19 protein-coding genes are annotated in these 24319 nt (G+C 69.2%); 12 read left to right on the forward strand and 7 right to left on the reverse strand.

Annotation, left to right across the window (positions count from 1 at the left end; genetic code table 11):
* The first annotated feature begins 51 nt into the window (after window positions 1-51).
* From ABD164_RS07995 to ABD164_RS08005, 3 genes are read left to right on the forward strand one after another with little or no spacing between them, the layout of a single operon-like run.
* Complete coding sequence (locus tag ABD164_RS07995; RefSeq protein WP_344295234.1) at window positions 52-1554, forward strand: FGGY-family carbohydrate kinase; 1503 nt, start codon at window positions 52-54, stop codon at window positions 1552-1554.
* The gene (locus tag ABD164_RS08000) at window positions 1551-4178 is read left to right on the forward strand and encodes a GH116 family glycosyl-hydrolase (RefSeq protein ID WP_344295236.1); all 2628 of its coding nucleotides are present in this window, start codon (window positions 1551-1553) and stop codon (window positions 4176-4178) included. Before ABD164_RS07995 ends, ABD164_RS08000 begins: the two co-directional genes overlap by 4 nt.
* A complete protein-coding gene (locus ABD164_RS08005) occupies window positions 4175-5809 on the forward strand; it encodes a fucose isomerase (RefSeq protein ID WP_344295238.1) in 1635 nt (544 codons plus the stop codon). Before ABD164_RS08000 ends, ABD164_RS08005 begins: the two co-directional genes overlap by 4 nt.
* Before the next feature lie 58 nt (window positions 5810-5867).
* On the opposite strand, the gene ABD164_RS08010 is transcribed toward ABD164_RS08005, so the two are convergent.
* Complete coding sequence (locus ABD164_RS08010; RefSeq protein ID WP_344295239.1) at window positions 5868-9665, reverse strand: NPCBM/NEW2 domain-containing protein; 3798 nt, start codon at window positions 9663-9665, stop codon at window positions 5868-5870.
* 184 nt (window positions 9666-9849) lie between these two features.
* On the opposite strand from ABD164_RS08010, the gene ABD164_RS08015 reads away from it, so the two are divergent.
* Window positions 9850-10698, forward strand: coding sequence for an alpha/beta fold hydrolase (locus ABD164_RS08015; protein ID WP_344295241.1), 849 nt, complete (start codon window positions 9850-9852; stop codon window positions 10696-10698).
* Between the two features lie 193 nt (window positions 10699-10891).
* On the opposite strand, the gene ABD164_RS08020 is transcribed toward ABD164_RS08015, so the two are convergent.
* Complete coding sequence (locus ABD164_RS08020) at window positions 10892-11536, reverse strand: histidine phosphatase family protein (RefSeq protein ID WP_344295242.1); 645 nt, start codon at window positions 11534-11536, stop codon at window positions 10892-10894.
* A gap of 118 nt (window positions 11537-11654) precedes the next feature.
* Here ABD164_RS08020 and ABD164_RS08025 point away from each other — a divergent pair, with 118 nt between their 5' ends.
* From ABD164_RS08025 to ABD164_RS08050, 6 genes are all read left to right on the forward strand, one after another.
* Window positions 11655-12314 (forward strand): TetR/AcrR family transcriptional regulator, encoded by a 660-nt coding sequence (locus ABD164_RS08025; RefSeq protein WP_344295244.1) that lies wholly within the window; start codon window positions 11655-11657, stop codon window positions 12312-12314.
* Window positions 12311-12922: a hypothetical protein gene (locus tag ABD164_RS08030; RefSeq protein WP_344295246.1), complete on the forward strand. Its 612-nt coding sequence runs from the start codon at window positions 12311-12313 to the stop codon at window positions 12920-12922. The genes ABD164_RS08025 and ABD164_RS08030 overlap by 4 nt, the downstream gene beginning before the upstream one ends.
* A gap of 10 nt (window positions 12923-12932) precedes the next feature.
* Complete coding sequence (gene lplAB / locus ABD164_RS08035; RefSeq protein WP_344295247.1) at window positions 12933-13982, forward strand: lipoate-protein ligase LplAB; 1050 nt, start codon at window positions 12933-12935, stop codon at window positions 13980-13982.
* A 58-nt stretch (window positions 13983-14040) separates the two neighbouring features.
* The gene (locus ABD164_RS08040; RefSeq protein WP_344295249.1) at window positions 14041-14361 is read left to right on the forward strand and encodes a hypothetical protein; all 321 of its coding nucleotides are present in this window, start codon (window positions 14041-14043) and stop codon (window positions 14359-14361) included.
* Window positions 14362-14477: 116 nt separating this feature from the next.
* Complete coding sequence (locus tag ABD164_RS08045) at window positions 14478-15368, forward strand: DNA-methyltransferase (protein ID WP_344295250.1); 891 nt, start codon at window positions 14478-14480, stop codon at window positions 15366-15368.
* Between the two features lie 90 nt (window positions 15369-15458).
* On the forward strand, window positions 15459-16394 hold the full coding sequence (locus tag ABD164_RS08050; RefSeq protein ID WP_344295251.1) for an LLM class F420-dependent oxidoreductase: 936 nt from the start codon (window positions 15459-15461) through the stop codon (window positions 16392-16394).
* A 215-nt stretch (window positions 16395-16609) separates the two neighbouring features.
* On the opposite strand, the gene ABD164_RS08055 is transcribed toward ABD164_RS08050, so the two are convergent.
* From ABD164_RS08055 to ABD164_RS08075, 5 genes are all read right to left on the reverse strand, one after another.
* The gene (locus ABD164_RS08055) at window positions 16610-17629 is read right to left on the reverse strand and encodes a LacI family DNA-binding transcriptional regulator (RefSeq protein ID WP_344295252.1); all 1020 of its coding nucleotides are present in this window, start codon (window positions 17627-17629) and stop codon (window positions 16610-16612) included.
* A 40-nt stretch (window positions 17630-17669) separates the two neighbouring features.
* Window positions 17670-19151 carry a glycoside hydrolase family 1 protein gene (locus ABD164_RS08060; protein WP_344295253.1) on the reverse strand — a complete coding sequence of 494 codons (1482 nt, stop codon included), beginning with the start codon at window positions 19149-19151 and terminating at the stop codon, window positions 17670-17672.
* The gene (locus tag ABD164_RS08065; protein ID WP_344295255.1) at window positions 19148-20107 is read right to left on the reverse strand and encodes a carbohydrate ABC transporter permease; all 960 of its coding nucleotides are present in this window, start codon (window positions 20105-20107) and stop codon (window positions 19148-19150) included. Before ABD164_RS08065 ends, ABD164_RS08060 begins: the two co-directional genes overlap by 4 nt.
* The gene (locus ABD164_RS08070) at window positions 20104-21135 is read right to left on the reverse strand and encodes a carbohydrate ABC transporter permease (RefSeq protein ID WP_344295257.1); all 1032 of its coding nucleotides are present in this window, start codon (window positions 21133-21135) and stop codon (window positions 20104-20106) included. Before ABD164_RS08070 ends, ABD164_RS08065 begins: the two co-directional genes overlap by 4 nt.
* A gap of 122 nt (window positions 21136-21257) precedes the next feature.
* On the reverse strand, window positions 21258-22574 hold the full coding sequence (locus ABD164_RS08075; protein WP_344295259.1) for an ABC transporter substrate-binding protein: 1317 nt from the start codon (window positions 22572-22574) through the stop codon (window positions 21258-21260).
* 218 nt (window positions 22575-22792) lie between these two features.
* On the opposite strand from ABD164_RS08075, the gene ABD164_RS08080 reads away from it, so the two are divergent.
* Both ABD164_RS08080 and ABD164_RS08085 read left to right on the forward strand, forming a co-directional pair.
* The gene (locus ABD164_RS08080) at window positions 22793-23527 is read left to right on the forward strand and encodes an amidase domain-containing protein (RefSeq protein WP_344295261.1); all 735 of its coding nucleotides are present in this window, start codon (window positions 22793-22795) and stop codon (window positions 23525-23527) included.
* The gene (locus ABD164_RS08085; RefSeq protein WP_344295263.1) at window positions 23524-24315 is read left to right on the forward strand and encodes a M15 family metallopeptidase; all 792 of its coding nucleotides are present in this window, start codon (window positions 23524-23526) and stop codon (window positions 24313-24315) included. Before ABD164_RS08080 ends, ABD164_RS08085 begins: the two co-directional genes overlap by 4 nt.
* Window positions 24316-24319: the final 4 nt, after the last annotated feature.

Genomic DNA, 24319 nt, shown 5'->3' on the forward strand with positions numbered 1-24319 from the left:
TCGCCTAGAGTGACCGACAGGTTTGAGCGACGGTGATCGAGGAGGAACGCCATGTCGATGCGATGCACCCTCGGGGTCGACATCGGCACATCCAGCAGCAAGGGTGTGCTCGTCGCCGCCGACGGCACGCTGCTCGCTTCCGCGACCCAGCAGCACGACGTCGACCGCCCCCGCACCGGCTGGGTCGAGATGGACGGGCGCATCTGGTGGAGCGAGTTCGTCTCGCTCGCGCGCGAACTGCTCGAGACGGTGCCGCATGCCACGGTCGAGGGTGTCGGCGTGAGCGGCATGGGCCCGTGCGTGCTGCTCTGCGACGGCGATGACGAACCCGTGCGTCCGGCAATCCTCTACGGGGTCGACACCCGTGCGAGTGCGCAGATCGGGCGCATGAACGACGAGCTGGGGCTCGACGAGATCGCCCGCGTCGGCGGATCGCAGCTCACCTCGCAGGCCGGCGGACCCAAGATCGCCTGGGTCGCCGATGAGGAGCCCGAGGCGTGGGCGCGCGCCCGCCGCCTCTACATGCCGGCCTCGTGGCTCGCCCGCAAGCTCACCGGCGCCTATGTGCTCGACCACCAGTCGGCGAGCCAGGTGACGCCCCTCTACGACGTCGAGGGCGAGGCCTGGCACGATCCGTGGTGGGTGCAGTATGCGGCGCCCGTCGAGGCGCCGCCGCTCGCGTGGGCGGGCGACGTCGCCGGGCTCGTGACCGGCGAGGCCGCAGCCCTGACCGGCCTCGCCGCGGGCACCCCGGTCATCGTCGGCACGATCGACGCCTGGACCGAAGCCGTGAGCGTCGGCGCGCACGAGGTGGGCGACCTCATGCTCATGTACGGCACCACGATGTTCCTCGTCGCGACCGGCGACGAGACGCTGCGCACGCCATCGATGTGGACGACGGTCGGCGCGTTCCCCGGCACTCGCAACCTCGCCGGCGGCCTCTCGACATCGGGCGCGCTCACCGCCTGGCTCGCGCAGCTCACCGCGGCCGACTACCCGCAGTTGCTCGCCGAGGCTGCCGAGTCGGGCCCCGGCGCGCGCGGGCTCGTCACCCTGCCGTACTTCGCGGGCGAGCGCACACCGATCCAAGATCCCGATGCCCGCGGCGTCATCGCCGGGCTCACACTCGAGCACGGGCGCGGCGACCTCTATCGCTCGGCGCTCGAGGCCACCGCACTCGGCGTGCGCCACAACGTCGAGACGATGCGCGCCGCCGGCGCCGACCTGCGCCGCATCGTCGCCGTCGGCGGTGGCACCCAGGGCGAACTCTGGATGCAGATCGTGTCGGATGCCACGGGGCTCGTGCAGGAGGTGCCAGAGATCACGATCGGGGCGAGCTTCGGTGCGGCGTTCCTCGCCGCAGGTGCGATCGCCCGCCGCGAGGGCGCCCCTGTGCCCGACATCACCGAGTGGAACCCGGCCGCCCGCACGATCACGCCCGACCCGGCCGTCGTCGGCGTGTACGACACCCTCTTCGAGCGGTACCTGCGCCTGTACGAGGGGAGCAAGGGCGTCGTGCACGAGCTCGCGGCCGAGCAGCGGAGCGGTGCATGACCCCGCCGCGCCCCGGCGCGACGGCACGGCGGGCACGAGGCATCCCGCATACCGCCGAACGCGCCGCCTTCCCGCTCGGCGGCATCGGCACCGGCAACGTGTCGATCGGGGCGCGTGGCGAGCTGCGCGACTGGGAGCTCGAGAACCTGCCCGACAAGGGCCGGCGCAACCCGCACTCCTTCTTCGCGATCCACGCCGCCCCCAAGGGCGGCGAGCAGGTCACGCGCGTGCTCGAGGCCCGGCTCACCGGCAGGCACGACTGGGATGCCGGCTACGCCTTCGACCAGCTCGCCGGGTTGCCGCGCCTCGACGGTGCGACCATGCACGGTGAGTATCCGATCGTCCATGTCGACTTCGACGATGCCGCGCTCCCGGTAGAGGTCTCGCTGCGCGCGTTCACGCCACTGGTGCCGCTCGATGCCGACGCCTCGGGCATCCCTGCCGCCGTGCTGCGCTATCGGGTGCGCAACCCCGGCCCTGTGCCGGTCGCCGTCTCCATCGTCGGCAGTGTGTCCCACACCGCAGGACGCGGCGACGGTCCGTTCGGCATGCGCGCGGCCCAGACCGTGCGATGGCGAGACGAGGGCGGCGTGAGGGGCCTCGATTTCGGCATCGAACTGCCCGATGACGATTTCGGCTACGGAACCCTCAGCCTCACGACGACCGATGCCTCGACCACCGCCAAGCCGCAGTGGGTGACGAGCTACTGGCCCGACGGCGCGCGGCTGTTCTGGAACGACCTCCGCGATGACGGGCTGCTCGCGCCCGAGCCCAGGCTCACCCTCGAGGATCGACCGCGTGGCCTGTTCGCCGAACTCGACGCCGACGGGACGCCGCGCTCGAGTAGTGGTTCCGACGGCATCGACGGTGCACCGATGAGCGAGGCGGCGCTGTTCGAGAAGCTGCCGAGGCTTCGCACCGGGTCGCTCGGCATCGTGCACACGCTCGAGCCCGGCGAAGAGCGCGACTTCGAGTTCGTGCTCGCCTGGAGCTTCCCCAACCGCATGCGCGGCTGGCGGGGACACATCGTCTTCGCCGACCCGAACGCCGAGCAGGTCGTGCGCAACCACTACGCGACGCTCTGGCCCGACGCCTGGGCGGCCGCCACGCACCTGCACACCCACCTGCCCGAACTCGAATCGAGCACGACGGCATTCGTCGACGCGCTCTACGGCGGCACCCTCGACCCGGTCATCGCCGAGGCAGTGGGCGCGAACATCGCCGCGGTGCGGTCGACGACGTGCTTCGTGGTCGAGTCGCCGACGCCCGAGCTCGGCGACGGCTCCGTGTTCGCGGCCTGGGAGGGCTCGTTCGACCACGGCGGTTCGTGCGAGGGCACGTGCACGCACGTGTGGTCGTACGCCCAGACGGCGGCGTGGCTGTTCCCGTCGCTCGAGCGCAGTGCCCGCCGCGTCGAGTACCTGCTCGAGACCGATGCCTCTGGTGCGCAGAAGTTCCGCGGCAACCGCGTGTTCGGTGGGCCGAGCTGGTTCATGGGGCCGGCGGTCGACGGACAGCTCGGCACCCTGCTGCGGCTGCACCGGGAGTGGCGCTTCTCGGGCGACGACGCGTTCCTCTCCGAGCTCTGGCCCGCCGCAGCGCGTGCGCTCGAGTATGCGATCCGCGAGTGGGATCGCGACGGCGACGGCCTGCTCGACGGTGAGCTGCACAACACCTACGACATCGAGTTCCACGGCATCGACCCGCTCGCAAACGGCATGTTCATCGCCGCGCTGCGGGCGGGGGCGCGCATGGCCGGCCACCTCGGCGAGGGTGAGCGCGCCGCCGATTGGGCGGCTCGCGCCGATCGAGCGGCCGAACGCATGGACGCCGTGCTCTGGAACGGCGAATACTACGGCCAGGTCATCGACGACCTCGACGCGCACCGGTACCAGTACGGCGAGGGCGTGCTCTCGGATCAGCTGCTCGGGCAGTTCCACGCCTTCCTCGGTGGGCTCGGGTACGTGTTACCCAAGAAGCATGTCGACTCGGCGCTCGGCGCCGTCTTCGCCCACAATCACCGCACCGACCTCACGACGCACGAGAGCACGCAGCGCGTCTACGCCCTGAACGACGAGGGCGGGCTGCTGCTCGCGTCATGGCCGCGCGGCGGCCGCCCGGCCGTCCCCTTCGTGTACTCCGACGAGGTGTGGACCGGCATCGAGCACCAGGTCGCGACCTCACTCGCGTACGCGGGCCGCATCGACGAGGCGCTGACGATCGAGCGCACATTGCGCGCCCGCTACGACGGCACCCACCGCAACCCGTGGAATGAAATCGAGTGCGGCAACCACTATGCTCGCTCGCTCGCCTCGTGGGGCCTGCTGCTCGCGATGAGCGGGGCGCAATGGGATGCCACGAGTCGTACCCTCTCGTTCGACCCCGCCGTCACCGACAACACCGGCGCGTTCGGTTCGCTCGTCACGACCGGCACCGGCTGGGGGCGGGTCGAGGTCGACAACGACACGCTCACTCTGCGCGCTGACGGCGGCTTCTTTGACCTCGATGAACTCGGACTGTGCGGAGAACCGGTCGCCCGGGGCATCCGTCTCGCACCCGGCGAGTCGATCACCGTCACCCATTCCCAGAACCGACGTGCAACATCCAGCCAGGAGGCATCATGACCCACTACACGCTCCCGAAGCCGGCGGTCCGACCGGCGGCAGAGGCGAACACCGCCTACCTGATCGCGTCGGGCGACCTGCGCGAGTCGGCGAACACGGCCGGCTGGCCGACGCAGGCAGCGATGGAGGCCGACGTCACCGCCGCGCTCGGCGAGCTCGGCTGGAGCGTGGTGCGCGCCAACGGCATCGACCCCGCGACGGGGCACGGCTTCATCTCGAGTCAGCGCATGGGGCTCGAGGTCTTCAAGTCGATCCCGGTCGCCGCGCCGCTTATCGTCGCCGAAGCGGTTTGGCAGTACTCACACCACGTACTCGCGGGGCTGCGCACGCATCGCGGTCCGATCCTCACCGTCGCGAACTTCGCGGGCGATTGGCCGGGTCTCGTCGGGCTCCTCGGGCTCAACGCCGGTCTCACGAAGATGGGCAAGGAGTACTCGACGATCTGGTCGGTCGACTTCACCGACGACTGGTTCAGAAGCGGGCTGCGCGAATGGGTCGAGACCGGCCGCATCGAACACGACGACTCGCACGTGCGCGCGCTGCCCGAGCTGCCCGACACCCCCGAGGTGGAGCTCGGTCGGGCGCTCGCCGACGAACTGCTCGCCGACAAGGCGATCATCGGCGTCTTCGATGAGGGCTGCATGGGCATGTACAACGCGATCTTCGACGACGAACTGCTGAACCGGCTCGGCATCTACAAAGAGCGGCTCTCGCAGTCGGCCCTCTACGCCGAGATGCTGACGGTGGGCGACGACGAGGCCGACGCGGTCGGCGCCTGGCTCGCCGGGCACGGCATGACCTTCAAGCTCGGCACCGACGAGGCGACCGAGCTCACCGAGGCGCAGCTGCGCTGGCAGTACAAGATGTACATCGCGGCCCTGCGCATCTCTGACGACTTCGGCCTCGATGCGGTCGGCATCCAGTACCAGCAGGGGCTGAAGGACCTCGTGCCGGCGTCCGACCTGGCCGAGGGCCTGCTCAACTCGACCGAGCGCCCGCCGGTGACCTCGCGCGACGGCTCGCGCGTGCTGCACGAGGGCCGCGCATTCCCGCACTTCAATGAGGCAGACGAGGGGGTCGCGGTCGACGCGCTCGTCACCGACCGCATCTGGCGGGCGATGGGTCTCATACCCGACAACACCTTGCACGACGTGCGCTGGGGTGAGGAGTTCGGCGGCGAGTTCGTCTGGGTGTACGAGATCTCGGGCTCGGTGCCGGGCTCGCACCTCGGCGGGTGGCAGCACGCCGAGGGCTGGCGGCAGGACCCGGTGTTCTTCCCCGCCGGCGGTTCGACCGTCAATGGCGTCTCGATGCCCGGCGAGGTCGTGCTCTCGCGCGTGTTCATCGCCGACGGCGTTCTGCAGGCCGACCTGCTTCGCGGCACCGTCGTTGAACTGCCCGCCGAGGAGACGCAGCGGCGCAAGGACGCGACGAACCCCGAGTGGCCGATCGCGCACGTCGTGCTGCACGACGTGACTCGCGATCAGTTCATGGCGCGTCACAAGGCGAACCACGCCCAGCTCGTCTACGCGCCTGATGCCGAGACGGCCGACAAGGCGCTCGTCGCCAAGGCCGCGATGCTCGACCGGCTCGGGGTGAAGGTGAACCTGGTGGGCGCTGTCGAGGTCTGACACCGCCGCAGCACGGGCCCGCGCGAAGCGATCGCGCGGGCCCGTGCCGCGGAAGGGCTCAGTCGCAGCTGAACTTCGGGTCGCCCCACACCCCGTGGGCGCCGTTGATGCTGCCGGGCGCCTCGACCACGAGGTCGACGTACTGCACGCCCGTGAGGTCGACATTCACCTGCTCGGGCGCGAACCCGGGCGTGAACGTGCGCGACTGGTAGCGGTTCACGCCGTCGACGTCGACCTTGAAGATCACGTTGCCCGCGAAGCCTGCCTCGAGGCCGACGTCGGCGGTGAACGCCTCGCAGGCCCCGCCCACGTAATAGGTGATCTTCGACAGGGCGTGCACGCCGAGCCCCTTCTCATACGTGGGGTTCTCGCCCGTCGCCGGATCGGTGTAGTTGATCGCGAGGGGCAGGTCGGGCGAGCCCGCGGCGTCCTTGTTCGCGACGTCCTTGCCGATCACTCCCCAGCCGTTCGTGGCGCTCAGCCACGGCAGGTCCGACGCGAACACGGTGCCGGTCGGCGTCGCGGGCAGCGGCTGATCGACGACCTGCCAGTCGAAGATCTTGAGTCGGCTCTCGTTCGGCAGCACGACGTACTCGAGCTCCTTCGCGGGGTTCAGTCGCACGAGGTTCGAATACACCTGGTACCCGTAGGTCGGGTACTCGTACACGGCGGGGTTCGTCGCACTGTTGCGCCCGAGTGACCTGACCGCGACGCTCGCGCCCCCGACGCCCGATGCCTGCGGCAGCCGGTTCGGGAAGAACACGTTCTGCTTCGAGGTGGTGCCGTCGGTGTAGTGCAGTTCGAGCGCGGGGTTCACGCCGCCGCCCGACGCCGCCGAGGCGAGCAGCGCGAGGTGCGTGCCCTGCCCCGAAAGGGCGATGGTCTGCCCTTCGGGCGCGACCGAGTTCGGCGTGCCGACCGGCTCGGGCCAGCGGTACTCGATCGCCCCGTCGCCGGTGCCGACGGCAACCGCCCCACCCGGGGTGACTCCCGCTCGTGCGAGCGCCTCCGCCGAGAAGGTGGCGCCGCCACCATCGAAGTTGCCCGCCGTCGCCGTCGCGAGGTCGGTGATCGAGACGGCGTTGAAGGCGCCGGCGAGCGATCCGTAGGCGACGTAGAGCTGGTTGGCCCCAGACACCGTGTTCGGGTCGCCCTGCGAGGTGTACGCCGCCTCGACACTGACGGTCTGCAGGTCGGCGGCAGCGGCATCCGTCACTTCGAACACGAACTCGGCGCTCGCCGAGCCGCCCGCCTTCACGGTACCCACCTGGTCGCCGTTCGACGAGACGAGCGTCCAGCCCTCGGGCGCGACGGGCGTCAGCACGACGCCGTCCTTCGCCTTCGTGCCCGTGTTGCGGAAGGTCGCCGAGACCGTGGTCTGCGCTCCCTGGAACACCCGGTCACCGAGGTCGACGGCGACGGATGCCGCGGTGGCATCCTGATCGCGGCCGCCCACGCTGCTCGTGCCGGCGAGCACGACCTCGGCGCGCTCGCCCGAGGCGACCGGCTCGACCTTGACGGTGACGACGCCGCCGGCATCGTCGGCGTCATAGAACCAGCCGGATGCCGCAGCCTCGAGTTCGTCGAGCGAGCCGGCCTTCTTCAACCGAACGTCGTCGATGGCGACGTTCGCGGGGGCCGACCCCGTGTGCGCCTCGATGACGTACGGGCGGGCGGCGGCCTTGCCGTCGTAGTCGCCGTCGCGCTCGCCGATCTCGACCGTCACGGTGCCCTTCTTGCCGGCATCGGGGGCGGTGACGGCGAACTGCTGGGTGCTCGACTCGCCGTCGGCGAACGCGCGGGTGACCTTGTCGTCCTCGTAGAGCTCGAACTCGCCCTCGCCCTGCGGATAGAGCGACAGGGTGATGGGGGAGTCCTCGGGAACGAGCGAGGCGTTGCGAGCGACGATGCCCTGCGGCACCACCGCGCCGGCGCGCACGAAGATCGGCAGCCGCTCGAGCGGTGCCGGGTGCCCGTTGATCACCTGGCCGCCGTCGTGCACCGCACCCGTCCAGTAGTCGACCCACTGGTCGCCCTCGGGCAGGTAGATGCCGTTGCGCACGGTCGTCTTCGTGAAGACGGGCGCGACGAGGTAGTCGCTGCCGAGCAGGAACTCGTTGTTCGCCTCGACGCTGTACGCACCCGGGTCATTCGGGTACTCGAGCGCGACCGACCGCATCATGGGCAGGCCGCTGCGGTGCGACTCGGCCGCGAGTGAGTAGATGTACGGCATCAGCTGCTGCCGCAGCTGCAGGTACGACCGGTTGATCGCGGTGGCCTGCTCGCCGTAGAGCCACGGGCGCTTGTCGGTCGACGCCCACCCGCTCATCGAATAGAGCGCGGGTGCGAAGGCCTTCCACTGCAGGTCGCGCACGTAGCTCTCGGCCGAGCCGCCGAAGATGCCGTCGACGTCACCGGTCGTGAACGGCAGACCCGAATTGCCGGCGCCGGTGAGCGCCGAGACCTGCCAGCGCACCGCGTCGAGGTTGCCCGAGTGGTCGCCTGTCCACTGCATGCCGCAGCGTTGCGCACCCGCCCAGCCCTCGACCATGAGCGACGTGCCACGCGCGTCGGAGTACTGCTCGATGCCGTCGTGGGCGGCCTCGCAGCCGGTGAGCGCGAGCCGGTAGCCCGTGCCCACCCACGCGACGTCGAGCTTGCGCAGACGCACGCCGGCTTCGCCGACCTCGTACTCCTGCTCGGTCAGTGAGCGCTGGGTCCAGAGGCCGGTCTTGAGCCCGGTCTCGGCTTCGATCGCCTCGACTGTCTCAGGCAGCTCCTGGTACTCGCAGCCGTAGCCGTCGTTCACGAGCATCCAGCCGCCGGGCATGTCGTGCTCGACGAAGTCCTTCGCGATCTCGAGTGCCTGTGGGGTGCGCAGCTTCGCCGGATCCTTCGAACCCGAGTACGTCGGGCTCGAGCGGTTGTAGCAGTCGGCGTCGCCGTATTCGAGCGCGTACACCGGCGGCATCATCGGCCGGCCGGTCAGCTTCGTGTACGAGTCGAGCGCGTCGGTGTAGTCGCCGACGAAGTAGTAGGCGTCGAATCGCTGCTCGGCATGCGTGGTGGTGTGTGCGGCGAAGTCGTAGCTTCCCGCGGCGAACGTGTTGCGCAGTACGCCGTAGCCGTTCGACGACATGTAGTAGGGCACCGCGTTGGGGTAGCCGTCGTCGTCCCAGTCGAAGTTGCGGGCGATGTTGATGGTCGCGCCCGTGTGGATCGAGCGACCGTTCTGCATGCCGCCGCCGAGGAACTGCTCGCCCTCGACCGCGTCGAGATGCTGCGTCGCCGAGCGGGAACCGAAGCTGAGGGGCTCGGACTCCGACCAGATCACCGAGCCGTCGGCGCGGGTGAGGCTCGTCGCGCCCGTTGCGCGGTCGACCTCGAGCGCGACCTTCGGCGTCGAGATCGTGATGGTGTCGCCTTCGGCGAGATCGATGGATGCCCCGTCGAAGTCCTCGGAGCCGACGACGATGTTCGCCGTGCGGGCGGGATCGCCCTGCGGGGTGTTCGCCGGGTCGGTGAACTCGCCCGTCGGAGTCGCCTCCAGGCGCAGGGTGCGCTCGTCGAGGAACGTGGCGCGGAAGGCGCCGTGCTCGGCGTCGAGGGTGACGGTCGCGCCGTCCTGCGTGACGTCGGTGATGGCGCCGAGCGTGTCGCCGTCTTCGACGGCGACCTCGGGGCTGACCTTCTTCGGGGTGATCGGGGTGGTGGGCGACGGGGTCGCCTCGGCGGCCGCCGCCGGTGCCGCGAGTGCCGGGGCGACACCTGCGCCGACGACCGCCAGCAGGGCGGCGAGGCCGACGGCACCGACTCGCGCGGCACTGCGCGAGCGGTGTGTTCGGTGGTGGATCATCGGGTCTCTCTTTCGGTTTGGAATGATCGAACATGATTGAGACGCTGAAAAACGTTCATATAGAATCACTCTTGCTTCACCACGGTCAAGCGTTTGCGCGGATTTCAGTGACGAATCCACGTGGGCCCGGCGGGTCGTTCGCCGAGTGCCCCCGTGGTCTTCGGCGTGCTGCCAGAATGACCGCATGCCGACCTTCACCGACGACTACGGGGTCCGAATCCACTACCAGTCGTGGAGGGTGCCCGACGCGACCGCCGTGGTGCAGCTCGCCCACGGCATCGGCGAGCACATCGGCCGTTACGGCAGGCTCATCGAGGCCCTGAACGCGGCCGGGTACTCCGTGTGGGCCGACGATCATCGCGGTCACGGGCAGACCGGCTTCGAGCAGCACGGCGGCGACCTCACGCGCATGGGGCGACCGGGTCCGGGCGGCATGCGGGCGGCGATCGCGGCGCTCGGGCGGTTCACCGAGGTCATCCGCGATGGCGAGGGCAGCGGCATCCCGCTCGTGATTCTCGGGCACTCGTGGGGGTCGTTCATGACGCAGCACCTCGTCAACCGGCATCCCGAGAACTACGACGCGATGGTGCTCACGGGCACCGCGTGGCTGCAGCTCGGGCACACGAACATCGGCGACCTCAACAAGCGTTTCGCGAGGCCCGGCGGCACCGCCATGGAGTGGCTCAGTCGCGATCCGGCGGTCGCCGAGGCATTCGAGGCCGACCCCTACACGACCGACCGCAAGCTTCAGCAGCTGTTCGGCTGGCCGCAGTCGTTCTCGCTCATGACGCGACCGTCGAAGCGCATCCCCGACGAGCTGCCGGTGCTCATCATGGTGGGATCAGACGATCCGGTCGCGGGTGAACCCAGTGCGACGCGGCTGCTGCACGACTACGAGCGTCGCAGCGGACTCGTCGACATCGAGCTCATCGTCTACGACGGCGCCCGGCACGAGGTCTTCAACGAGACGAACCAAGACGAGGTGCGCGGCGACCTGATCCGCTGGCTCGACGAACGCTTCGCCGTGGACTGACACGCCACGGCGGGCTGCGCCTCGCCGATCATCGACGCGCTCGAGATCGAGTGGGCAGAGATCGCGCTTCACAGTCGTCTGAGGGGCGATCTCTGCCCACTCGATCTGAAGCGCGATCTCTGCCCACTCGATCTGACGTCGGTGCTGCGACGAAGGAGCCTATCGAGACCCGCTGTCTCGATACGCAGAGAGCTCAGACGGCGGCGCGCGACGCCGGCACGTCGAAGCCCAGCAACCGGATGCGGGGATGGTGCGCGGCACGTGACTCGGTCGCCCACGGGTACACGATCGTGGTCAGGTTGCAGTTGCCGAGCACCGGCAGCAGGTCGCGGTAGCCGTCGGGGTCCATGCCCGCCAGTTCGCAGAACATCAGCCTGATGAGCGTCGCGTGCGCGACGATCAGCACTCGGCCCTCGGGGAACTCGGCGACGAGCTCGTCGAGCACGGGCAGCGCGCGGGCGATGCCGGCTCGGCCCGACTCGCCGCCCGGCAGGGGGTTCGAGGCCGGCGCCTCGCCGAATGCCGCCCATTCGGCGGGCCAGCGCGCGGCGATCTCATCGGGCGTGAGGCCCTCGGCGTCGCCGAAGTCGATCTCGACCAGTCGGTCGTCGATTCTCAGGGCGAGGCCGGTCGTCTCGACCGCGGGTGCCGCCGACCGTCGTGCACGGCTGAGCGGCGATGCGACGATCGCGTCGAGCTCGGCGTCGACCGCCCACGCACCGAGTGCGGCGGCCTGGCCGAGACCGTGGCGCGTGAGCGCGACATCGGAATTGCCCGCGTACCGGTGTTCGGCGTGCCAGATCGTCTCGCCGTGGCGTGCCAGGAAGAACGTCGTCATGCCGCCAGCGTACGCAGGCAGCCGCAGGTTGAGGAGGGAGCGGAGCGACCGTCTCGAAACCTTCGACGGTTCGCGTCGGATGCGCTATGTTTTGAACATGTTCGAAAATGATGAGCGGATGCCTCGCACCAAGGCAGAACGCACTCGCGCGCGCATTCGCGACACGGCGATCGCGTCGTTCCGCGAGCGTGGCTTCGACGACACGACGGTGCGGCTCATCGCTCAGGAGGCGGGCGTCTCGCTGGGCAACGCCTACTACTACTTCCCGACGAAGAACCACCTCGTGCAGGAGCTCTACGTCGAGGTGCAGCGCGACCACCGGGCGGCGGCCGAGCCGCTGCTCGCCGAGCACACCGACCTCGTCGAGCGGCTGGGAGTGGTCTACCGCACCGGGCTCGCCACGCTCGAGCCGTTCCACCGCTTCGCGCCAGGGTTCCTGAGCGCGGCTGTCTCGCCCCGGTCGCCGATCAACCCGCTCGGCGCCGACTCGACCGAGGCGCGCGAGCTCGCCGTCGGCATCTTCGACGAGGCGGTCGCGGGGGCACGGCATTCGCTGCCCGACGACCTCGCCCGTTCGCTGCCCGAGGTGTTCTGGCTCGGCTACCTGTTGCTCGCGATGTTCTGGGTCTACGACTCGTCGCCCGGCCAGGAGCGCACGCTGCGGCTGCTCGACCGCGGGCTCAAGCTGCTCGCGCTCGCGCTGCCGCTCGTGAAGCTGCCACTGCTGCGCAAGCCGCTGCGCGAGCTCGTCGAACTCATCGGGGAGGTGCGCGCGTGACCGTCCCGGCGCCCGGCCTGGCCGGCCGCTACGGCAGGCGCGTGCGCACGCCAGAGCTGCCGATGGCGTTCACGTGGGGCGAGTTCGCGCGAGGGGCGGGGTTCGCGTGGCTGGTGTTCCAACTGGTGTTCCCGCTCAGCTATCCGGTAATGAGTCTCGGGTCGTTCCTCCTGTATCCGCCGAGCAGCGGTTCGACAGATGTTCTGGTTTTCGCGTTGTTGGGTTCGGTGATGATGTTCGTCTTCGCGCTGCCGTGGTCGATCGGCGCGCTCGTCATGGTCGGCGGGCCGACGGCGTGGTTGCTCGGGCTGGCGCTTCGTCGCGTGCGGCCGATCTGGGTTCATCTCATCGCCTTCGCGGTGCTCGGCGCCGTCGTCGGCGGCGCAACCGCCTGGACCGCGGGCGCAGTCATGACCGGGAGTGCGTCGAGCTTCGGGTACACGCTCCCCGGCGCGCTCGTCACCGGGGCGAGCGTCGCCTACGGCTGGCGGCGAACGGCCAGGCGCGCACTCGCAGACGACGCGCTCTTCATCGAGCAGGCGGCGTCGAGTCCTCCGTCCGATGGTCTCGACACACTTCGCTACTCGCCCGACGGCGGCGATCCGTAGGCTGTACCCCATGCACGGTGAGTACAAGGTTCCCGGCGGAAAGCTCGTGATCGTCGACTTCGACGTGGTCGACGGCGTCATCCGCAACCCGCGCGTCGCGGGTGACTTCTTCCTCGAGCCCGACGAGGCGCTGGGCGACATCAACGCCGCGCTCGATGGCCTGGCTGCGGCATCCGATGCGAAGCAGATCGCCGCGGCGATCACGGCGGGCCTTCGCGCCGAAGCGGTGATGCTGGGATTCTCGGCCGAGGCGGTCGCCGTCGCCGTGCGACGGGCGATGACCGATGCCACGAGCTGGGCCGACTACGAATGGGAGATCGTGCACGACTCCGCCGTGCCCCCGCGCCTGCACCTCGCGCTCGACGAAGTGCTCGCCACCCGGGTGGGCGACGGGCGGCGCAAGCCCACACTGCGCTTCTGGGAGTGGAACGAGTCCGCCGTCGTCATCGGCAGCTTCCAGTCGGTGAAGAACGAGGTCGACCCCGAGGGGGCCGAGAAGTACGGCTTCGACGTCGTGCGACGCATCTCGGGCGGCGGCGCGATGATGATGGAGAAGGACAACGTCGTCACCTACTCGCTGTACGTGCCCGCCGAACTCGTGCAGGGCATGAGCTTCGCCGACTCCTACGCCTACCTCGACGACTGGGTGCTGCAGGGCCTTCGCGCCATCGGCATCGAGGCGACCTACCAGCCGCTCAACGACATCGCGAGCCCCGCCGGCAAGATCGGCGGCGCCGCGCAGAAGCGGCTCGGTGCGGGCTCAGTGCTGCACCACGTGACGATGGCATACGACCTCGACAACGAGAAGATGCTCGAGGTGCTGCGCATCGGGCGCGAGAAGATCAGCGACAAGGGCATCGCGAGCGCAGCGAAGCGCGTCGACCCGCTGCGCTCGCAGACCGGCATGGAGCGCGCCGAGATCATCGACGCGCTGAAGCAGACGTTCATGGGGCTCTATGGCGCGACCCCCGGTTCGGTGACGGCCGACGAGATGGCCGAGGCCGAGGCGCTCGCCGAGTCGAAGTTCTCGACGAGCGAGTGGCTCTACCGCGTACCCTGAGCGTCCTTCGACTCGGCGAGCATGTGATACGCCCAGCGATCCTCTGTACAATCGCCGGGTGGACTGGTGGATGTGGCTCCTGATCGCCGCCGCAGTGCTCGCCTTCGGGTGGGTCGCGGTGCGGCGAGGCTGGATCGACCTCTCCGACAAGACCAAGCGCGGTGGCGGCGGTGGCGGCGTCATGATGATCGGCGACGAGGTCTTCGCGCCCCGCAAGCACGAGGCGCAGGTCGAACTCGACCGGCAGAGCCGGCTTCCGACGCCGGCGCCGGTGCCGGGCGACGGTGACAAGGGCATCGCCTTCGCCGATGAAGAAGAGCCGGCGGATGTCCCGGCCCGCGCCGACCGTTTCAAGGGCTCGATCCGGCTCGACGTCTGACCATCCGACGGTCGAGTGACGACGAAGGAGCGTATCGAGACCAGTATCCGTCGAGGGGATCGATACGGCGCTGGCAGCGCGCCTACTCGACCGGCGGCGTGCGGCAGAATGGGGCGATGCCGACCGACGAGCCGAACCGCATCATCCATGCGGACAACCTCGCGGTACTGCCCACCCTGCCCGACGGCCGCTTCACGCTCGTCTACCTCGATCCGCCCTTCAACACGGGCCGGGCGCAGGCCCGGCAGTCGATGAGGCACGTGCGGGTTGACGACGCGGCGTCGGGCGCCGTGCCCGATACGGATGACCCGGGGCCCGGGTCATCCGTGATCACGGGCTTCGCCGGCAAGCGGTACCAACGCATCCGCGGCGACCTGCTGCGCTACGACGACCGCTTCGACGACTACTGGGCGTTCCTCGAACCGCGGCTCGCCGAGGCGTGGCGGCTGCTCGCAGATGACGGCACCCTCTACCTGCACCTCGACTATCGCGAGGCCCACTACGCGAAGGTGCTGCTCGATGCGTTGTTCGGCCGCGAGTGCTTTCTCAACGAGCTCATCTGGGCCTACGACTACGGCGCGAAGACGAAGCGCAAGTGGCCGACGAAGCACGACACGATCCTCGTGTACGTGAAGAACCCGGCGACGTACTGGTTCGACTCGACCACCGTCGACCGCGAGCCGTACATGGCGCCGGGGCTCGTGACGCCCGAGAAGGCCGAGCTCGGCAAGCTGCCCACCGACGTGTGGTGGCACACGATCGTGTCGCCCACCGGGCGCGAGAAGACGGGGTACCCGACGCAGAAGCCCGAGGGCATTCTGCGGCGCATCGTGCAGGCCTCGACGCGCGAGGGCGATTGGGTGCTCGACTTCTTCGCCGGCTCGGGTACAACCGGCGCGGTCGCCGCGACGCTCGGCCGCCGCTTCGTGCTCGTCGATGAGAATCTCGAGGCGATTGCGGTGATGCGGGGAAGGTTCACGGACGTCGCGGGCGTTGTCTTCGAGTGACGTGCGCCGGTCGAGTGACGTGCGCCGGTCGAGTAGCGAGCGCAGCGAGCGTATCGAGACCCCGAAAGCCCCGCCCGAAGGAGCCCCCGCATGAGATTCCGTATCTTCACCGAGCCGCAGCAGGGCGCGAGTTTCGAGCAGCAGCTCGCGATGGCGCAGGCCGCCGAGCGGCTCGGGTTCGACGGCTGGTTCCGCAGCGACCACTTCCTGGCGATGGGCGACATGGGCGGCGACGGTCGGGGGCTTCCCGGCCCGACCGATGCGTGGGTGACGCTCGGCGCGATCGCGCGTGAGACGTCGACCATCCGGCTGGGCACGCTCGTGACGAGCGTCACGTTCCGGCACCCGGGGCTGCTCGCGATCCAGGTCGCGCAGGTCGACGCGATGAGCGGCGGCCGCATCGAGTTCGGACTCGGCACCGGATGGTTCGCCGCCGAGCACGCGGCGTACGGCATCCCCTTCCCCGAGAAGCGGTTCGGCATGCTCGAGGAGCAGTTCGAGATCGTCACCGGGTTGTGGGCGACGCCGGCCGGCGAGCGCTACTCGTTCGCCGGCTCGCACTACACGCTCGTCGATTCGCCGGCGCTGCCCAAGCCCGTGCAGCAGCCGGTACCGGTGATCGTCGGCGGCGCCGGGCCATCGCGCACGCCGCAGCTCGCCGCCCGGTACGCGCACGAGTACAACGTGCCGTTCCGTTCGAACGAGGTGATCGCGGGCGGCTTCGGTCGGGTGCGGGCGGCCGCCGAGTCAGTCGGTCGCGACCCCGACTCGCTCGTCTATTCAGCCGCCCTCACGACGACCGCGGGCGCGACCGAGGCCGAGTACCGGCGACGTGCCGAGCGCATCGGGCGAGACGCCGACGACCTGCGCCGCACCGGCATCGGCGGTACCGCGCAAGAGGTCATCGACCGCATCGCCGGCCTCGCCGCAATCGGCGTCGAGGCGATCTACCTGCAGGTGCTCGACTTCGACGACCCCGATCTGCTCGAGTTCCTCGCGAGCGAGGTCGTGCCGCACGTCGGGTAGGCGGGCATGACGGATGCCGCGACACGAGGTCGCGGCATCCGTCAGCGATGTATCGTCACGAGGCTGTGAAGTCGGCAGCTGAGACCCCATGGGAGCAAGCTTCGGCGCTGGGAGCCACGTTCGTGGGTTGCTCTCAGCGCACAGCTGTGCTCCCACGCGACTGAGGGTGAGACGCGGCGGGCGACGGGGTGGCGCTGCGGTGGCCGCCCGGAGCCCTACGCCGACTCGCGCACCACCAGGCTCGTCGGCAGGATCGTCGACGGCTGCACGGTCTCGCCGTCGATGAGCCGCACGAGCACGCGGGCCATCTCGGCGCCCATCTCGAGCGACGGCTGGTGCACGGTCGTGAGCGGGGGAACCGCCGTCGCGGCGTAGCGGTCGTCGTCGAAGCCGACCACCGCCACATCACCGGGAATGCTGCGGCCCGACTCGGCGATCGCCGAGTACGCGCCCATCGCCATCTGGTCGTTCGCGGCGAACACCGCATCGATGGCCGGATCGCGCTCGAGCAGGCGTCGCATGGCGATCGCGCCCGACGCGGGGCTGAAGTCGCCGTACTCGATCGCGTCGGCCGGCAGCCCCGCGCCGACGAGCGTTTCGACGAAGCCGCGCAGGCGGTCGACGCCTGGAGGCATGTCCTGCGGGCCGGCGATCGTCGCGATGCGGGTGCGCCCCCCGTCGATGAGGTGCTGCGCCGCGAGCGATGCGCCGTGCGCATTGTCGACGTCGACCGTGTGGTTGACGCTCTCGACCGAATCGAGGGGGCGCCCACCGAACACCACGGGCAACGCCCTGCTGACATTGGCGTACGAGTGGTCGCCGGTGTGGTGCGAGACGACGAGCGCGCCGTCGACGTTACCGCCGAGCAGGTAGCGGCGGGTCTTGTCGAACGCCGCCTCGCTCTCGATGAGCATCGACATCGTGTACTCGGTGTCGGCGAGCGCGAGACCCACTCCCTGCACGAGGGTGGCGAAGAACGGGTCGTTGAACACGCGCGCGGTCGACTCGGGCACGACGAGGGCGATCGCCTGCGTGCGCCGGCTCGCGAGCGAGCGCGCGGCGCTGTTCGGCACGTAGTTGAGCGCCTCGATGGCCTCGCGAACGGCGGTCGTGATCTCGGGGCTGACCTTGGGTGATCCGTTGACCACGCGCGACACCGTCGCCCGCGAGACCCCGGCCTTGGCGGCGACCATCTCGAGCGTCGGTGCGGCATCGGAGTGCGTCTTCGCCGTCATCGTGCACCCCCGTTCAGCCGGCGACACGGTCGTCGTCGACTCACCCCACGATAGTCGCCGCGGCGACCCGCGTCTTCGCCTCGGCGACCTGCGTCTTCGCCCGGGCGATCAGTTCTGCGTAGGCGAGCGCACTGTCCTTCGGCGTGCGCACGAGCGTCGCATAGTCGACGTGCACGATGCCGAACCGCTTCTCGTACCCCCACGCCCATTCGAAGTTGTCGAGCAGCGACCAGACGAAGTAGCCGCGCACGTCGGCGCCGTCGTCGATGGCCCGCCCGATCGCGTCGACGTGGTCGACGATGTACTTCGTGCGCTCGGGGTCGTGCACGGCGCCGTCGTCGGTGACCGTGTCGCCGTCGTAGGCGGCGCCGTTCTCGGTCACGTACAGCGGAGGCAGGTTCGGGTACTCGCGGCCGAGGCGCACGAGCAGGGTGCGCAGCCCCTCGGGATGCACCTCCCAGTCCATCGCGGTGCGCGGCAGCCCGCGCGACGGCATCGTGACGTACTCGCTGCCTGCGAACGGCGAGCGGCCGGGCTTCGGCGTCGGCTTCAGGGAAGGACGCGTTCCCGCGGGCAGGGGATGTCCCGACACGTTGTCGTCGTGGTAGTGGTTCACGCCGAGGAAGTCGATGGGCTGCGCGATCTGCTCGAGATCGCCCTCCTGGATGCGCGCGGCGAGCCCGTAGTCGCGAACGTCGTCGAGCAGGTCGGCGGGGTACACGCCGAGCAGCAGCGGTTCGAGGAACATGCGGTTCCACAGCGCGTCGATGCGGCGGGCCGCTTCGAGGTCGGCAGGGTCCGACGGATCGTTCGGCACCGCGTTGGTGAGATTCAGCGTGATTCCGAGCCGGATGTCCCGCCCCGAAGCATCCGCGAGCCCGCGCAATCGCTGCACGGCAAGACCATGTGCGAGGTGCTGGTGGTGCACCGCTGCGAGGCCGGCGTCGGGGTCGGTGAGTCCGGGCGCGTGCTCGCCGCCGATGTAGCCGATGAGGGACGAGCAGAGCGGCTCGTTGAACGTCGTCCAGTGGCTGACCCGGTCGCCGAGCGCGCCGTGGACGGCTTCGGCGTAGTCGGCGAACCGGTACGCGGTGTCGCGGTTGGTCCATCCGCCGCGCTCCTGAAGTGCCTGCGGCAGGTCCCAGTGGTAGAGCGTGAGCCACGGCAGGATGCCGGCTCCGAGCAGTTCGTCGACGAGCCGCGAGTAGAAGTCGAGGCCCTCCTGGTTCACCGAGCGCCCACCGGGCACGACGCGCGCCCAGCTCGTCGAGAAGCGATACGAGTCGAGCCCGAGCCGCTTCATGAGCGCGACGTCATCGGGCATGCGATGGTAGTGGTCGACCGCGCGCTCGGGGGTGTCGCCGCCTGCGACGGCGCCGGGGAGGCGGGCGAACGCGTCCCAGATCGAGTCCTCCTTTCCGCCCTCGTGGGCGGCGCCCTCGATCTGCGCGGCGGCGGTCGCCGACCCCCAGATGAAGCCGGCGGGCCAGTGTCGTTCGGGCGCGGCGTGGTTCGTATTCAACCCTTCACTGCTCCTTGCATGATTCCTGAGATGAGCTGCTTGCCCGCCACCACGAAGAGGATGAGCAGCGGGATGGTCGCCATGACCGCGCCCGTGAGCACGATCGAGTAGTCGATGTAGAAGCCCGACTGCAGCTGGCTGAGGGCCGTCTGCAGCGTCGGGTTCGACGGGCTCAAGACGATCAGCGGCCACAGGTAGTCGGTCCAGGCCGTCATGAACGTGAACAGGCCGAGGATCGCCATCGCGGGGCGCGCGGCCGGCAGACCGACGGTGAGGAAGGTGCGGAACTGGTTCGCACCGTCCACCCGCGCCGCCTCGATCAGCTCGTCGGGAATGACGTCGACCAGGTACTGGCGCATGAAGAACACGCCGAATGCGGTCACGAGCATCGGCACGATCACGGCGCCGATGGTGCCCGTCCAGCCGAGCTCCTTCATCACCATGAAGAGGGGGATGATGCCGAGCTGCGTCGGGATCGCCATCGTCGCGACGACGAAGACCATGAGTCCGTCGCGTCCGCGGAAGCGGAGTTTGGCGAACGCGTACCCCGCGAGTGTCGAGAACGTCACGACCGAGATCGTGATGATCGACGAGATCAGGACGGAATTCCAGAGCGCGAGCCAGAACGGGATCGCGTCGAGCACCTTCTGCGCGTTGGTGAGGAAGTTGCCGCCCGGGATGAGCGGAAGCGTCTCGCCGCGCGTCGCGTTCGTGCCCGAGCCGACGACGAACGACCACCACAGCGGGTACGCGCTGCCGATGAGGAACGCGGTGAGCAGCCCGTAGGTCAGGAACCCGGGGCGGCTGCCGAGGCCGGCGGTGCCGGCCGAGCGCGATCTGCGACGGCGCGGCGCGCTGGGCCGGCCAGTGCCGACGACGTCGGGGTGCGCGGCCGTCTCAGGGCCGACGACATCGACCTCGACCGCCGGAACGGGCTGCGGAATGGCGGTGCTCATCGGTTCTCTCCTCGGGCCAGCGCGCGACGGGTGCGGCGGTTCGGGCGGCCGTCGCCCGTGGCGATGCGCCGCGAGATCAGGAAGTTCACGAGACCGAAGCCCACGATCAGCAGGAACAGCAGCCAAGCGACTGCGGCCGCTTCGCCGAAGTCGCGGCGGAAGAAGGCGAGCTCCCACATGAAGAGCACGGTCGTCTGGAACTGGCGGTCACTGCCACCGATGCCGCCCGCGCTCGACACGTCGAACAGTCGCGGCTCGGCGAAGATCTGCAGGCCACCGATCGTGGCCGTGATGATGACGAAGATGAGGGTCGGCCGGATCGACGGGATCGTGATCGAGAAAAAGCGGCGGATGCTTCCGGCTCCGTCGATCGCGGCGGATTCGTAGAGGTCTCGCGGGACGGCCTGCATGGCCGCGAGCAGGATGAGTACGTTGTAGCCGGTCCAGCGGAAGTTCACCATCGTCGCGATCGCGACGTGGCTGAGGAACGTGTCGTGCTTCCATGCCTGGTCGGGGATGCCGATGAGGTTGAGCAGGTTGTTCGCGAGGCCGTCGGCCTCGTTGAAGATGCTCGAGAAGATGAGCGCCACGGCGACGGGCGTCACCACGAACGGCAGCAGCACGCTCATGCGCCAGAAGGTCTTCGCGCGCAGCCCCTGGTCGAGCAGGTAGGCGATGATGATCGCGACGGTGAGCTGCGGGATCGTCGACAGCAGGAAGATGCTGATCGTGTTGCCGATCGAGTTCCAGAACATGCGGTCGCCGAGGATCGCGGTGAAGTTGTCGAGGCCGACGAACGGCCCCTGGCCCGTGAGCAGGTCCCATTCGTGCACGGAGACGACGAAGGTGTAGCCGAGGGGGAAGAGCCCGACGAGTGCGAACAGCACGAAGAAGGGTGAGATGTAGAGGTAGGGCGAGGCCTTCACATCGAAGCGCGAAAGGCGCTGCCGCATGGTGAGCGGCTCGGAGGTCGTGCGCCGGCCTGGTGCCTCCGTGCCCGCGTCTGGGGCCTGGAGTGTCGTGGTCATGGTGAGTCCTCTCGGAACCGCCGGTCGAGTAGGAGCGGAGCGACGTATCGAGACCCGAGATCGAGTCACCGGGTCTCGATACCCTCGCACGCTCGCTACTCGACCGGCGAAGACAGCTCGGCTCAGCCGACCAGTTCGTTCAGCAGGGCGAGCGCTTCGTCCCACGCCTGCTGGGTGTCGACCTCACCGCGGTCGAGCTTCTGCAGCGGCGGGCCGAACACGTTCTCCTGAATGACCGAGTCGTCGGGACCCTTGAACTGGGCGACGACGCCCTGCGAACGGGCGGCGAGGATCTCGCCGACCGGTGCGCCGTTGAAGAACTCGTTCGGCGTGGGGTTCGCTGCGAGCTCATCCTGGGCTTCGACGGTGCTCGGGAAGGTGCCGGCCGCCTCGAACTGCGCGACCTGCTGCTCGGGCTGGGTCAGCCAGTCGGCGAGAGCCGCGGCGGCCTCCTTGTGCTCGCTCGTCTCGGCGACCGAGAGGAACGCGCCGCCCCAGTTTGCGGCGCCACCCGGGAAGACGTCGGCGAAGTCCCAGCCGGTGGTCGCGTCGCCGCCGCCGGCCTCGGTGTTGCCCTGCACGACGCCGAGCATCCAGCCGGGGCACACGAAGGTCGCGAATGTGCCGTCGACGAACGACTTGCCGCCGTTCCAGTCCCACGCCGCCTGCGCGGCCGACTGGCCGTCGGCGACTGCGGTGCCGAGCAACTCGAAACGCTCCTTGAGGTCGGCGTTGCCCTCGACGTTCAGCTCGCCCTCAGCGGTGTAGTAGCCCTCGGGGAGCTGGTTGACCATCGAGTTCCAGACGAAGCCCGAGTGGTCGTACCACGCCTTGCCCGTGGCGTCGTGGTACTGCTTGCCGACGGTGAAGAAGTCCTCCCACGTCGCGTCGTCGCCGCCGAGGAGTTCGGCAACGCCCTCGCGGTCGCTCGGGAGGCCTGCCGCTGCGAGCGCGGGGCCGTTGAAGCACACGCCCTGCGGGCCGATGTCGGTGCCGTAGCCGATGACCCGACCGTCGGAGTCGGTTGCCTGCTCGTACTTCCAGTCGACCCAGTCGCCTTTTCGGTCCTCGATGCCGTAGTCCTTGAGGTCGACGAACTGGTCGCTGACCTCCATGATGGCGCCGAGCCAGCCCTCTTCGATGGCGACGATGTCGCTGAGGCCCGAGCCTGCGGCGATCTTCGTGAATGCGTCGGTGCGCGCGTTGCCACCGGTGTCGATGTTCGTCGCCTCGATCGTGACGTTCGGGTTCTCGTCCATGTACTGCTCGTACAGGTCGTCGTAGCCGAAGGTGCCGAACGTGGTGATGGTCAGCGTGACGGGTTCGTCGCTGGCCGTGTCGTCTTCGCCGCCGCCTGTCGAGCAGGCGGCGGCGAGGAGGGCGATCGATGCCGCCCCGGCGACGGCCGCGGCGATCCGTGTGTGGCGTGAGAGCTTCACGGTCACTCCTTTGTGTGCGTGGACGGAATGTGTTCACCGCCTGAGAGCGCTCTCTTGCAATCTGTGAGAGCGCTCTCACAGGTGTCGTGGGAGACACTATGCATTGCAACCGCGTTCTGTCAAGAGAGCGCTCTCACGATTTCTCGGAAGGGCGTTCACGACACTGTTCGGATGTCCCTCCCAGCCGGCGCCGAGGCATCCGCTCTACACTGCCGAGCGTGTCAGACGCTCCACCGCACCAGCCCGCTGAGCTGGTGCGCCGACGCCGCATGACGATCGCGCTTTCGATCGGCGTGGCGCTCGTCGTGATCGCGGTGATCGGCGTCGGCGTGGTCACGTCGCTCGGCGGCCGAGGCGCCGGCACGGGCGGCGCCGAACCTGCGACGGCGACTGAGACCGCCGACGTCGTCGAGCGGCCGACACCGACTGCGACGACGCAACCGCCCACACCCGTCGCCGTCGAGCCGGCGCTCGCGCCGCACGTGCAGGCCCAGGTCGACTACGCCCTCGCGTACTGGAAGGACTACAACCCCCAATACGGCGTGCTCGGTATCACCGACTGTGTGAACTTCGCCAGCCAGACCCTCATCGCGCGAGGCTGGGAGCAGGACGACGAGTGGTACAACGACCCCGCCGACGTCTACAAGGCCAGCGCGAGCTGGCGCAGTTCGACGTCGTTCCGTGATTGGCTCGCGACGCGGCCCGACCTCGCCACCCCGCTCGACGACACCCAGCGCGACCAGGTCGAGGTCGGCGACATCGCGCAGTTCGACTGGGACGACTCGGGCGACCGCGATCACACGGGCATCGTGACCAAGGTCGAGCGAACCGCGGCCGGGACTAAGATCTATTTCGCCGGCCATACACTCGACTCCGACTACCGCGACGTCGACACGGCCATCACGGTCGATCACCCGGGCGGCACCGCCTACTACTGGAGCCTCGAGCAGTGAGTCAGCCAAGCCCCGCCGTGCAACGCCGTCGCATGACGGTGGCGGTCGCGCTCATCCTCGTGCTGCTCGCCGTCGCAGTGGTCGTGGTCGGCGCCGTCTCGGCCGGGGCGAACGGGGGAGCGGCCGGAGCATCCGCCTCGCCGACCCCCACCGAGACGCCGCGCCCGGCGCCCGCGGAGGCCGCGCCGCCGGCGACCGTCGACACATTCGACAAGGCCGCGCACTCGCTCGACGATCCGATGAGCATCTGGGTCGTCGTCAACAAGCTGCGCCCCATGAACCCGCTCGACTTCGAGCCCGAAGACCTCGTGTTCGTGCCCGTCGAGTACACCTTCGAGCCGTATATGCGTCAAGAGGCATCCGACGCTGTCGTCGCCATGTTCGACGCCGCCGAGAGTGAGGCCGACCTGTTCCTCGCCTCGAACAGCGCCTTCCGCTCGTTCGGCGCGCAAGAGAACATCTACGACGGCGACGACCTCTCGACCGCGCGCCCCGGCTTCAGCGAGCACCAGACCGGGCTCACGATGGACATTGGAGCGTCGTCGGGCGAGTGCTCGATCGAGCAGTGCTTCGGCGACATGCCCGAAGGCATCTGGCTGCGCGACAACGCCTACCGCTTCGGCTTCATCCTGCGGTATCCCGCCGACAAGACCGCGGTCACCGGCTACGAATGGGAGCCGTGGCACTTCCGCTACGTCGGCATTCCGCTCGCGACCGAGATGCACGACAGGGGCATCACCACCCTCGAAGAGTTCTTCGGGCTCCCGCCGGCGCCGTCGTATGAGTGAGCGG

The sequence above is a fragment of the Agromyces neolithicus genome (genome assembly GCF_039529735.1).
In the GTDB taxonomy this organism is placed as follows: Bacteria; Actinomycetota; Actinomycetes; order Actinomycetales; family Microbacteriaceae; genus Agromyces; species Agromyces neolithicus.

What these genes read in the sequence shown, in the direction of transcription:
- ABD164_RS07995 (WP_344295234.1), top strand. Translation starts at nt 52, where the DNA reads ATGTCGATGCGATGCACCCTCGGGGTCGACATCGGCACATCCAGCAGC.
- ABD164_RS08000 (WP_344295236.1), top strand. Translation starts at nt 1,551, where the DNA reads ATGACCCCGCCGCGCCCCGGCGCGACGGCACGGCGGGCACGAGGCATC.
- ABD164_RS08005 (WP_344295238.1), top strand. Translation starts at nt 4,175, where the DNA reads ATGACCCACTACACGCTCCCGAAGCCGGCGGTCCGACCGGCGGCAGAG.
- ABD164_RS08010 (WP_344295239.1), bottom strand. Translation starts at nt 9,665, where the DNA reads ATGATCCACCACCGAACACACCGCTCGCGCAGTGCCGCGCGAGTCGGT.
- ABD164_RS08015 (WP_344295241.1), top strand. Translation starts at nt 9,850, where the DNA reads ATGCCGACCTTCACCGACGACTACGGGGTCCGAATCCACTACCAGTCG.
- ABD164_RS08020 (WP_344295242.1), bottom strand. Translation starts at nt 11,536, where the DNA reads ATGACGACGTTCTTCCTGGCACGCCACGGCGAGACGATCTGGCACGCC.
- ABD164_RS08025 (WP_344295244.1), top strand. Translation starts at nt 11,655, where the DNA reads ATGCCTCGCACCAAGGCAGAACGCACTCGCGCGCGCATTCGCGACACG.
- lplAB (WP_344295247.1), top strand. Translation starts at nt 12,933, where the DNA reads ATGCACGGTGAGTACAAGGTTCCCGGCGGAAAGCTCGTGATCGTCGAC.
- ABD164_RS08045 (WP_344295250.1), top strand. Translation starts at nt 14,478, where the DNA reads ATGCCGACCGACGAGCCGAACCGCATCATCCATGCGGACAACCTCGCG.
- ABD164_RS08050 (WP_344295251.1), top strand. Translation starts at nt 15,459, where the DNA reads ATGAGATTCCGTATCTTCACCGAGCCGCAGCAGGGCGCGAGTTTCGAG.
- ABD164_RS08055 (WP_344295252.1), bottom strand. Translation starts at nt 17,629, where the DNA reads ATGACGGCGAAGACGCACTCCGATGCCGCACCGACGCTCGAGATGGTC.
- ABD164_RS08065 (WP_344295255.1), bottom strand. Translation starts at nt 20,107, where the DNA reads ATGAGCACCGCCATTCCGCAGCCCGTTCCGGCGGTCGAGGTCGATGTC.
- ABD164_RS08070 (WP_344295257.1), bottom strand. Translation starts at nt 21,135, where the DNA reads ATGACCACGACACTCCAGGCCCCAGACGCGGGCACGGAGGCACCAGGC.